At 73.0% G+C, this 11,719-nt stretch carries 8 protein-coding genes; all 8 read left to right on the top strand.

Annotated elements, in window-relative coordinates:
* The first annotated feature begins 40 nt into the window (after positions 1-40).
* The 8 genes from ACH9D2_RS11045 (at position 41) to ACH9D2_RS11010 (ending at position 11,685) form a co-directional block, all read left to right on the top strand.
* Positions 41-406, top strand: a complete 366-nt coding sequence (locus tag ACH9D2_RS11045) for a holo-ACP synthase (protein WP_396362881.1) — start codon at positions 41-43, stop codon at positions 404-406.
* The gene (locus tag ACH9D2_RS11040) at positions 403-1,971 is read left to right on the top strand and encodes an NAD(P)H-hydrate epimerase (RefSeq protein WP_396362880.1); all 1,569 of its coding nucleotides are present in this window, start codon (positions 403-405) and stop codon (positions 1,969-1,971) included. The genes ACH9D2_RS11045 and ACH9D2_RS11040 overlap by 4 nt, the downstream gene beginning before the upstream one ends.
* Positions 1,972-2,106: 135 nt before the next feature.
* On the top strand, positions 2,107-4,293 hold the full coding sequence (gene glgX, locus ACH9D2_RS11035) for a glycogen debranching protein GlgX (RefSeq protein ID WP_396362879.1): 2,187 nt from the start codon (positions 2,107-2,109) through the stop codon (positions 4,291-4,293).
* Between the two features lie 84 nt (positions 4,294-4,377).
* A complete protein-coding gene (gene treY / locus ACH9D2_RS11030) occupies positions 4,378-6,735 on the top strand; it encodes a malto-oligosyltrehalose synthase (protein WP_396362878.1) in 2,358 nt (785 codons plus the stop codon).
* A 6-nt stretch (positions 6,736-6,741) separates the two neighbouring features.
* Positions 6,742-8,616 (top strand): malto-oligosyltrehalose trehalohydrolase, encoded by a 1,875-nt coding sequence (treZ, locus tag ACH9D2_RS11025; protein WP_396362877.1) that lies wholly within the window; start codon positions 6,742-6,744, stop codon positions 8,614-8,616.
* Between the two features lie 50 nt (positions 8,617-8,666).
* Entirely contained in the window at positions 8,667-9,749 is a 1,083-nt protein-coding gene (gene mgrA, locus ACH9D2_RS11020) for an L-glyceraldehyde 3-phosphate reductase (RefSeq protein WP_396362876.1), read from the top strand.
* Between the two features lie 19 nt (positions 9,750-9,768).
* On the top strand, positions 9,769-10,446 hold the full coding sequence (locus ACH9D2_RS11015) for a LysE family transporter (RefSeq protein WP_396362875.1): 678 nt from the start codon (positions 9,769-9,771) through the stop codon (positions 10,444-10,446).
* A gap of 153 nt (positions 10,447-10,599) precedes the next feature.
* On the top strand, positions 10,600-11,685 hold the full coding sequence (locus ACH9D2_RS11010; protein WP_396362874.1) for an inositol-3-phosphate synthase: 1,086 nt from the start codon (positions 10,600-10,602) through the stop codon (positions 11,683-11,685).
* The last annotated feature ends 34 nt before the right edge of the window (positions 11,686-11,719 follow it).

Raw genomic sequence — 11,719 nt, 5'->3', positions numbered from 1 at the left:
CTCCCCGGGCGGCGGGCCGGCGGTCGTTAGGCTGGACCCCATGATCATCGGCACCGGCATCGACGTGGTGGACATCGCCCGCTTCGAGGAGCAGATCGTCCGCACCCCCGGCCTCGTGGCCCGGCTGTTCACCCCGCTCGAGCGGGACCTGCACGTCCGGTCGCTCGCCGCGCGCTTCGCCGCCAAGGAGGCGGCGGCGAAGGCGCTCAAGGCGCCGCCCGGGATGATCTGGCAGCACTGCTGGATCGAGAAGGACCCCTCCGGAGCCCCGGTGCTGTGCACCGAGGGGACGGTGGCGGAGGAGGCCCGCCGGCAGGGCATCGACCGGTGGCATCTCACCATGACGCACGACGGCGGGATCGCGATGGCCATGGTCATCGCCGAGCGCACCGGGGAGCCCGCGTGATCGCGGCCTGGACCGGGGAGCAGGTGCGCGCGGCCGAGACGCCGTTCCTCGACCGGGGGCAGGGCCCCGCCCTGATGCGGCGCGCCGCCCACGGACTGGCCCTGGTCTGTGCGCAGCGCCTGCGCGGGCGCCGGGGACGGATCGCGGGCGCGCGCGTGGTCGTGCTCGCCGGGACCGGCAACAACGGCGGGGACGGACTGTGGGCCGGGGCGGAGCTGGCGCGCCGCGGCGCCTCCGTGCTCGCCGTGGCGGTCGGCGACCGGCTGCACCCCGACGGTGCCGCGGCCCTCGCGGCCGCGGGGGGACGGGTGCTGCGCGCCGGGGACGGCGGCCCCGCGCTCGGGGAGGCCGTGGAGCGCGTGCTCGGCGCCGACCTCGTGCTCGACGCCGTGCTGGGCACCGGCGCCCGGGGCGGGCTGCGCGGGCCGGCGGCGGAGCTCGTCCGCGCGGCCCTGGACCGGTGGCCCGGCGACGGGCGACCGGCGGTCGTGGCGTGCGACGTCCCCTCGGGCGTCTCCGCCGACACGGGCGCGGTGGACGGACCGGTCCTGCCCGCGGACGTCACGGTGACGTTCGCGGGCGCCAAGGCCGGACTGTTCCTCCCGCCGGGGGACCGCTGGTGCGGCGAGGTGCGGACCGTGCCCCTCGGGATCGAGGACGCCCTGCCCGCGCCCGCCCTGCGGCGCCTGGAGCCCGACGACGTCGCGGCGCTGTGGCCGCGCCCGGGAGCCGCCTCCCACAAGTACTCCCGGGGCGTGGTGGGCGTCGTCGCCGGCTCCCCGACCTACCCGGGAGCGGCGCTGATGTGCACGCGCGCCGCCGTGGACGCCGGCGCCGGCATGGTCCGTCACCTCGGCGACGCCGCCACCCGCTCCCTCGTCTGCCTGACCAGCCCCGAAGTGGTCGGCTCGGAGGACCACCCCGACGACGTCCACGTCCAGGCGTGGGTCGTGGGCCCCGGCGCCGTGGGCGACGCCGCCCAGGAGTCCCGGATCGACGCGGTGCTCGCGGGCGGGCTGCCGGCGGTCGTCGACGCCGGCGCGCTCGACGCGGCGGCCCGGGCCGCCGCCGACGGGATCCTCGGCCCGGGGAAGGTCCTCACCCCGCACGCCGGGGAGCTCGAGCAGGTGCTCGCCTGGCTCGCCGCCCTGAGCGGTGGCGGGGAGGCCCCCGACCGGGCGGCGATCGAGGCCGAGCCCGCCCGGTGGGCGCGCGCGGCCGCGGAGGGGACCGGCGCCGTCGTCGTCCTCAAGGGCGCCACCACCCTCGTCGCGTCCCCCGACGGGACCCTGTTCTCCCAGGCCGACGGCAGCCCGTGGCTGGCGACCGCGGGCAGCGGGGACACCCTCGCGGGGATCATGGGCACGGCGCTCGCGGGCTGCGCGGAGGACCCGGACGCCTTCGCCGCCGCGGGGGAGTGGGCGCGCGGGGACGCCCGCCTCGCGGTGGCCGCGGCCCTCGCCGTGGCCGTGCACGGCTACGCGTCCCGGCTCGAGGGCCTCGGGCCCGTGCCGCCCACGGCGCTGTCCGCGAACGTGCGCACGGTCCTGCGCTCCGGCCGCTGAGCACGGCCCCGCGCCCGGGGGCACCGCCCCCCGGGACACGGGCGGCTCCCGGCCGGGCTAAGGTTAATCCCACTTGCCCCAATACCCAGCCCGCTGACGGTGACCCCTGCCCGGCGGTACGACAGGAGATCCCCCATGGAAGTCTGGCCAGGTCAGCCCTACCCCCTCGGAGCCACCTTCGACGGGACCGGCACGAACTTCGCCCTCTTCAGCGAGGCCGCCGAGAAGGTCGAGCTGTGCTTGTTCGAGGAGGACGGCACCGAGACCCGCATCGACGTCGCGGCGCAGGACAGCTACGTCTGGCACTGCTACCTCCCGACCATCCAGCCCGGGCAGCGCTACGGCTACCGCGTGCACGGACGGTGGAACCCCGCCGAGGGCCAGCGCTTCAACCCCGCCAAGCTGCTGCTCGACCCCTACGCCAAGGCCGTCTCCGGCCAGATCGACTGGGACCAGGCGCTGTTCTCCTACGACTTCGGCGCCGAGGACTCGTTCAACGACGAGGACTCCGCCCCCCACATGATGATGGGCGTGGTGATCAACCCGTTCTTCAACTGGGAGGGCGACCGCACCCCCCGCACGCCGTACCACAAGTCCGTGATCTACGAGGCCCACGTCAAGGGCCTGACCCAGCAGCACCCGGAGGTGCCCGAGGAGCAGCGCGGCACCTACGCCGGCGTGGCCCACCCCGCGGTGATCACGCACCTGCAGAAACTGGGGGTCACGGCCATCGAGCTCATGCCCGTGCACCAGTTCGTGCAGGACAGCACCCTGCTCGACCAGCAGCTGCGCAACTACTGGGGCTACAACACCATCGGGTTCTTCGCCCCGCACAACGAGTACCACTCCACCAACGACCTCGGCGGCCAGGTCCAGGAGTTCAAGGCCATGGTGCGCGCCCTGCACCAGGCCGACATCGAGGTCATCCTCGACGTGGTGTACAACCACACGGCCGAGGGCAACCACATGGGCCCCACGCTGTCCATGAAGGGCATCGACAACCAGGCCTACTACCGGACGGTGGAGGGCGACCAGAAGTTCTACATGGACTACACGGGCACCGGCAACACCCTCAACGTCCGCCACCCCCACTCGCTGCAGCTCATCATGGACTCCCTGCGCTACTGGGTGACCGAGATGCACGTGGACGGCTTCCGCTTCGACCTCGCCTCCGCCCTGGCCCGCGAGTTCTACGACGTGGACAAGCTGGCCACGTTCTTCGAGCTCGTCCAGCAGGACCCGGTCGTCTCCCAGGTGAAGCTCATCGCGGAGCCGTGGGACGTCGGCCCCGGCGGCTACCAGGTGGGCAACTTCCCGCCCCAGTGGACGGAGTGGAACGGGAAGTACCGGGACACCGTGCGCGACTTCTGGCGCGGGGAGCCGGCGACCCTCGGCGAGTTCGCCTCCCGGATCACGGGCTCGGCCGACCTCTACGAGCACAGCGGCCGCCGTCCGTTCGCCTCGATCAACTTCGTCACCGCCCACGACGGCTTCACGCTGCGCGACCTCGTCTCCTACAACGAGAAGCACAACGAGGCCAACGGCGAGGGCAACAACGACGGCGAGTCCCACAACCGCTCCTGGAACTGCGGGGTGGAGGGACCCACCGACGACCCGGAGGTGCTCGCCCTGCGCTCCCGCCAGCAGCGCAACTTCCTCGCGACGCTGCTGCTGTCCCAGGGCACGCCCATGGTGCTGCACGGCGACGAGCTGGGCCGCACGCAGGACGGCAACAACAACACGTACTGCCAGGACAACGAGCTGTCGTGGATCAACTGGGACACCATGGACGGCCCGCTCACCGAGTTCGTGGCCGCCGTGACCCACCTGCGCCACGACCACCCGACGTTCCGGCGCTCGGAGTTCTTCGACGGCCGGCCCGTCGAGATGGACGCGGACGACACCGGCCGCCCGATGCCCGACATCGCGTGGCTGAACACGGACGGGGCCCCGCTCAAGCCGGCCGACTGGGACGAGCCGCTGTCCCGCTCCTTCGGGATGTGGCTCAACGGCAACGGCATCGCCGGCGTGGACATGCGCGGGCGGCCCATCACGGACGTGAACTTCATCGTGTACTTCAACTCCAACCCGGAGCCCGTCAAGTGCAAGCTCCCGCCGGTGCGCTACGGCCGGCAGTGGGAGGAGGTCATCGACACCGCGGGCAAGTACGCCGACGGACAGATCCGCAAGGCCCGCACGTCGATCGTCCTCGAGGGCAAGTCGATGGTCGTGCTGCGCGCCTACGAGGCCCCCGAGGAGGAGCCCGACGCCTCCGTCGCCGCCTCCGTGGCCGCGTACGCGAAGGTCCCGCAGGACCAGTGACCTGACGGCCCCGGCAGGCTGTCGACCCGGACACGGGTCGACAGCCTGCTGGCGTTTCCGGGGCCGGGCCGACAGACTGGAGCCGTGCGCACACCGACATCGACCTACCGACTCCAGATCACCTCCGACCTGACGCTCGACCGCGCGGCCGGGCTCGTGGACTACCTCCACGACCTCGGCGCCGACTGGGTCTACCTCTCGCCGATCCTGCGGGCCGTCGACGGCTCCGACCACGGCTACGACGTCGCGTCCCCCGCCGAGGTGGACCCGGTCCGGGGCGGTGCCGCCGGGCTGAAGGCGCTCGCCGACGCCGCCCACGCCCGCGGCATGGGGGTGCTCGTGGACATCGTCCCGAACCACCAGGGCGTCGCCGTCCCGGAGCAGAACCCCTGGTGGTGGTCCCTCCTGGCGCAGGGACAGGACTCGCCGTACGCGAAGGCCTTCGACGTCGAGTGGGCGGCCGGCGGCGGCAGGGTGCTGATCCCCGTGCTGGGCGACGGCGAGGACGAGCTCGCCCGGCTGCGGGTCGAGGACGGCACGCTGCGCTACTACGACAACGTGTACCCGCTGGCCGAGGGCACGTGGGCGGAGGGCGACGACCCGCAGGACGTCCACGACCGGCAGCACTACGAGCTCGTGAACTGGCGCCGCGGCGACGCCGAGCTCAACTACCGCCGGTTCTTCACCGTGGCCACGCTCGCCGGCGTGCGCGTCGAGGACCCGGAGGTCTTCGACGAGTCCCACGCCGAGATCAAGCGGTGGATCGACGAGGGCCTCGTCGACGGCCTCCGCATCGACCACCCCGACGGGCTGCGCGACCCGCGGCAGTACCTCGAGCAGCTGAAGGAGCTCACGGGCGGCGCCTACGTCGTCGTGGAGAAGATCCTCGAGCCGGGCGAGCGGCTGCCCCGCGACTGGGCCACCGAGGGCACCACCGGCTACGACGCCCTCGGCGTGCTCGACCGGCTGCTCACCGACCCGGCCGGGGAGTACGCGCTCACGAGCCTGGACGCCCGGCTGCGGGACGGCGAGCCCGTCCACTGGGACGAGCTGATCCACGGCACCAAGCGCGCCATGGCCGACGGCGCGCTGCTGGCCGAGGTCCGGCGCCTGGCACGCCTCGTGCCCGAGGACGCCGGCCTGGACCGCGACGTCGCGGTGGACGCGCTGGCGGAGATCCTCGCGAACTTCCCCGTCTACCGCAGCTACCTGCCCGAGGGCGCCGAGCACCTGCGGGCGGCCCTCGAGGCGGCCCGGGAGCAGCGCCCGGACCTCTCCGGCGAGATCGGGACCCTGGGCGGGCTGCTCGGGGTCGACGCGACCGACGAGGCGGAGCTCGGTGAGCTCGCGCGCCGCTTCCAGCAGACCTCCGGGATGGTCATGGCCAAGGGCGTGGAGGACACCGCGTTCTACCGCTTCCCCCGCCTGACGTCGCTGACCGAGGTGGGCGGCGACCCGTCGCACTTCGCCGTGACGCCCGAGGAGGCGCACGCCGAGCTCGCCCGGCGGGCCGCCGAGGAGCCCCTGGCCATGACGGCGCTGTCCACGCACGACACCAAGCGCTCGGAGGCGGTGCGGGCGCGGATCACCGTGCTCGCCGAGGCCGGGGAGCAGTGGGCCGGCGTGGTCGGCACCGTCAAGAGGCTCGCCGGGGAGGCCGGGGCCCTGGTCGGCGACGGCCCGCTCGTGAACCTCGTGCTCCAGGCCGTGGTGGGCGCCTGGCCCGTCTCGCAGGAGCGGGCGCTCGACTACGCCCTCAAGGCGGCCCGCGAGGCCGGCAACTCCACCGCCTGGGTCGACGGGGACGCGGACTTCGAGCAGCGGCTCACCCGCTTCGTCGAGCTCGTTTTCCACGACCCGCAGATGCGGGCCGTGGTCGAGGGCTTCGCCGTGCACGTCACCGCGGCCGGATGGGCGAACGGGCTGGCCGCCAAGCTCGTCCAGCTCACGATGCCCGGCGTCCCGGACGTCTACCAGGGCTCCGAGCTGTGGGCCGAGTCCCTCGTGGACCCCGACAACCGCCGTCCCGTCGACTTCGGGGAGCGGGCCGCCAAGCTCGCCCGCCTGGACACCCCCGTGGGCGGCACCGCGGACGGCATCCCCGCCGTGGGACCGGACGCCGCCGCCAAGCTGCTCGTCACCAGCCGCGCCCTGCGGCTGCGCAGGGACCGCCCCGAGCTGTTCACCGGCTACACCCCGCTCGTCGCCTCCGGTCCCCTGGCCGGGCACGTGTTCGCGTTCGACCGCGGCGGCGCCGTGACCGTGGCCACCCGCCTGCCCCTGGGCCTGGCGGCCGCCGGCGGCTTCGACGGCGAGACCCTCGACCTGCCCTCGGGCGACTTCGAGGACGTGCTGACCCGCCGCCTGCACACGGGCACCGTACCGCTGTCCCGGCTGCTGGCCGACTACCCCGTGGCGCTGCTGCGCCGGAAGGACTCCTGAACCTCCATGAACACCCGCGACCACCTGAACCGCTTCGACGTCTGGGCCCCGCACGCCAGGGCGGTGACCGTGCGGATCGAGGGCGGCGACCACGACATGGTCCCCGCCGCGGACCTGCCCGAGGACTCGCCGGCCGGCACCGCGGCGCGCCGCGACGGCTGGTGGACCCTGCCCGACGGCGTCGACGTCCCCGAGGGCACCGTGCGCTACGGCTACCTGCTGGGCAAGACCTTCGACGAGGGCACGGCGGAGGAGCGCTCCCAGGTCTCCGAGGTCCTCCCGGACCCGCGCTCCCGCCGCCAGCCCCAGGGCGTGCACGACCTCTCCTGCACGTTCGAGGCCTCCGCGCACCGGTGGGGCGACGGCGCGTGGACCGGCCGCACCCTGGCCGGCTCGGTGGTCTACGAGATGCACGTCGGCACGTTCACCCCGGAGGGCACCCTGGACTCCGCGGTCGAGCGGCTCGACCACCTCGCCGACCTCGGCGTGGACTTCGTGGAGCTGCTGCCCGTCAACGGGTTCAACGGCGAGCACAACTGGGGCTACGACGGGGTCCTCTGGTACACCGTGGACGAGTCCTACGGCGGGCCCGCGGCCTACCAGCGCTTCGTGGACGCGTGCCACCAGAAGGGGATCGGCGTGATCCAGGACGTGGTCTACAACCACCTGGGCCCGTCCGGGAACTACCTGCCCCTGTTCGCCGACTACTTCAAGCCGGGCTCCAGCACCTGGGGCGACCTCATCAACCTCGACGGCTGGGGCTCGGACGGCGTCCGGGACTACATCCTCGACAACGTGGAGATGTGGCTGCGGGACTACCACGTGGACGGGTTCCGCCTCGACGCCGTGCACGCCCTGCAGGACCACCGGGCCGTGCACATCCTCGAGGAGATCGCCGAGCTCGTGGAGCGCGTGGGCGTGGAGACCGGCAAGCCCCTGTTCACCGTCGCGGAGTCCGACCTCAACGACCACCGGATGATCACGCCGACCACGGCCCACGGCCTCGGCATGACCGCGCAGTGGCTCGACGACTTCCACCACGCGTCGCACGTGGCGCTCACCGGGGAGACGCAGGGCTACTACGCCGACTTCGCCGCCCTCGGGACCCTCGACAAGGTGATGCGGGACGCGTTCTACCACGACGGCACCATGTCGGTCTTCCGCGGCCGCCACCACGGCCGGCCGGTCGACAAGCAGCGGGTGCGCCCGTGGCAGTTCGTCACGTGCATTCAGAACCACGACCAGATCGGCAACCGCGCGGCGGGGGACCGGATCAGCGCGAGCCTCACGCCCGACCAGCTGGTGCTGGGCGCCGCCCTGCTGCTCACCCAGCCGTTCACCCCCATGCTGTTCATGGGGGAGGAGTGGGGCGCGTCCACCCCGTGGCAGTTCTTCACCGCCCACCCCGAGCGCGAGCTGGGGGAGGCCGTGGCGAAGGGCCGCAAGGCGGAGTTCGCGTCCATGGGCTGGGACGAGGACACGGTCCCGGACCCGCAGGCCCCCAGCACGTTCACGGACTCGAAGCTCGACTGGGACGAGCCCGGCCGGGACGACCACGCCCGGGTGCTGGCCGCCTATCGCGAGCTCATCGCGCTGCGGCGCGCGGTGCCCGAGCTCACCGACCCGCGCTTCGACACGATCGGCACCGACCTCGACGAGGACGCCCGCTGGTTCGTGCTGCGCCGGGCCACGGCCCCGGGCTCCGACCACGGGGTCGCGGTGCTGCTGAACTTCGGCGCCGAGCCCGCGCGGGTCCCGTTCCCCGGCCGCCAGGACGCCGAGGTGCTCTTCGGCTCCGGCGACGTGTCGCTGACCGCCGGGACCGGCGGCGGAGCCGTCGCGGCGCTGCCCGCCCACGGCGCGGCCGTCGTGCGCTACTGAGCCCCCACGACCGTCCAACGAACAGTTCCCCCGACCCCCGAAAGGCCGCCGTGCGCACCTACGGACCCGATGTCCCCTACCTCCCGGCCCCGGACCGGTACGAGACCATGCCGTACCGCCGCGTGGGCGAGTCCGGCCTCAAGCTGCCCGTGATCTCGCTCGGGCTGTGGCACAACTTCGGCGACGACAAGCCGCTCGGCACCCAGCGCGCCACGCTGCGCCGGGCCTTCGACCTCGGCGTGACCCACTTCGACCTCGCCAACAACTACGGCCCGCCGGCCGGCGCGGCGGAGCTGAACTTCGGGCGGATCCTGGCGCAGGACCTCGCCCCGTACCGGGATGAGCTCGTGATCTCCTCGAAGGCCGGGTGGGACATGTGGCCGGGCCCGTACGGCTTCGGCGGCTCGCGGAAGTACCTGGTGTCCTCCCTCGACCAGTCCCTGCGGCGGATGGGCCTGGACCACGTGGACATCTTCTACCACCACCGCCCGGACCCGGACACCCCGCTCGAGGAGACCATGCGGGCCCTCGACCACATCGTGCGCTCCGGGCGGGCCCTGTACGTCGGGATCTCCTCCTACAACGCCGAGCTGACCCTGCGCGCCCAGCAGGTCATGCGCGAGCTCGGCACGCCGCTGCTGATCCACCAGCCGTCCTACTCGCTGCTCAACCGGTGGATCGAGTCGCCCGGCCCGTCGGGGACCTCGCTGCTGGGCGCCCTGACGGAGGCGGGGATGGGCTCGATCGTGTTCTCCCCCCTGGCCCAGGGCATGCTCACGGACCGGTACCTCCAGGGCGTCCCGGAGGGCTCCAGGGCCGCGGCGGAGAAGTCCCTGAACCCGGAGTGGCTGACCGACCCGACCCTGGAGAAGGTCCGCGGCCTGCACGACATCGCCGCCGAGCGCGGGCAGAGCCTGGCCCAGATGGCGATCGCGTGGGTGCTGCGCGAGCAGGCGGACGGCCAGGTGAGCACCGCGCTCGTGGGGGCCTCCTCGCCGCAGCAGCTCGAGGACAGCGTGGGCGCCGTGCGCCACCTGTCCTTCACACCGGAGGAGCTGGAGGCGATCGACCGGCTGGCCACGGACTCCGACATCAACATCTGGGCGGGCGCCCGCGACTCCAAGACCGCGTGAGCGGCGGGGCCCGGTAGCCGTGGAGGCCTCGCAGTACCTCGCCCTGCTCGGGCTGTGGATCGCCGGGATCGTCGCCCCCGGCCCGGACGTCCTGGTGATCCTGCGCAACGCGTCGCTGGGCTCCCGGGCGGCCGGCGTGCTCACCGCGGTGGGCGTGATGACCGGCAACCTGGTGTGGATCACGCTCTCCCTCACCGGGGTGACCGTCCTGATCGGCCAGGCGGACACGGTCCAGCGGATCATCCAGGTGGCCGGGGCGCTGTTCCTGGGCTGGCTGGGCGTGAACGGGATCCGGGCGGGACTCGTCGCGCGGGCCGCGCCCGCCCGGGTGCCGAGCGCAGCGGGCGGCGGCCCCGGTGCGGTCCCGGAGGAGCCGAAGGCACCGCCCGGTGGCCGCGTCACGCCCGGGCGGGGCTTCGTGCTCGGGCTCGTGACGAATCTCTCGAACGCGAAGGCCATCATCTTCTTCGTGGCGCTGTTCGCCAACGTGGTCCCGGCGGGTGCGCTGTGGTGGGAGACGGCCCTGGTCTTCGCGCTGCTCGTGGCCGTGGGCCTCGCCTGGTTCACGGCGGTCGCGTGGGTCGGCTCGGTCCAGCGGCTGGCCGCGGGCTTCCGGCGGCACGGGGCAGCGGTGGAGCTCGCCGCCGGCATGCTCTTCCTGGTGCTCGCCCTCGGCCTGCTCCTCAGCGCGCTGTGAGCCCGACGGGGGCGACGGACCGTCCGGCCGCACCCGCTGCTGAGGGGCACTAGACTGGAGCGCTGGGTCCTGCCCGGCAGGGTGCCGGGCCCCCGCTCTGGCCTCCGCCCGGTGCGCCGGGGACAGGACCAGACGATCAGACAAAGGAGTCCCGTGTCCCACCATCCCATTCGCGTGGCCGTCGCCGGTGTCGGCAACTGCGCCTCGTCGCTGATCCAGGGCGTGCACTTCTACGCCGACGCCGATCCGGGCGCCACCGTGCCCGGTCTGATGCACGTGGTCCTCGGCGACTACCACGTGTCCGACATCGAGTTCGTGGCCGCCTTCGACGTCGACGCCGCCAAGGTCGGGGTCGATCTGTGCGAGGCGATCACCGCCGGGCAGAACAACACCATGGTCTTCGCCGAGGTCGGCCACACCGGGGTCACCGTCCAGCGCGGGCCCACCCTGGACGGGCTCGGGTCCTACTACCGGGAGGTGGTCGAGGAGTCCACCGAGCCCCCGGTGGACGTGGCCCAGGCGCTGAAGGACGCGCAGGTGGACGTGCTGGTGTCCTATCTGCCGGTGGGCTCGGAGGAAGCCGACCGGTTCTACGCCCAGGCCGCGATCGAGGCGGGGGTGGCCTTCGTCAACGCCCTGCCGGTGTTCATCGCCTCCGACCCGGTGTGGGCGGGCAAGTTCACCGCCGCCGGGGTGCCGATCGTCGGTGATGACATCAAGTCCCAGATCGGGGCGACGATCACCCACCGGGTGCTGGCAAAGCTGTTCGAGGACCGCGGCTACGTGCTGGACCGCACCTACCAGCTCAACGTGGGCGGGAACATGGACTTCATGAACATGCTCGAGCGCACCCGGCTGGAGTCCAAGAAGATCTCCAAGACCCAGGCGGTGACCTCCAACGTGGAGAAGGAGTTCGGGACCAAGGACGTGCACATCGGTCCCTCGGACCACGTGCCGTGGCTGGAGGACCGGAAGTTCGCCTTCGTGCGCCTGGAGGGCCACGGTTTCGGCAACGCCCCGATCTCGCTGGAGTACAAGCTGGAGGTGTGGGACTCGCCGAACTCGGCCGGGGTGATCATCGACGCGATCCGGGCGGCGAAGATCGGGGCGGACCGCGGGATCGGGGGTCCGCTGACCTCGGCCTCGGCGTACTTCATGAAGTCCCCGCACGAGCAGCAGCCCGACGACGTGGCCAGGGCCAACCTGGAGGCCTTCATCCGCGGCGAGCGCGAACGCTGAGCCCCTCGCCCGCAGACCCCCGCACCGTCCGCGG

The organism is Kocuria rhizosphaericola (assembly GCF_044462205.1).
GTDB classification, from domain to species: Bacteria; Actinomycetota; Actinomycetes; order Actinomycetales; family Micrococcaceae; genus Kocuria; species Kocuria rhizosphaericola.
This window is presented reverse-complemented; position numbering and strand designations above follow the sequence as displayed.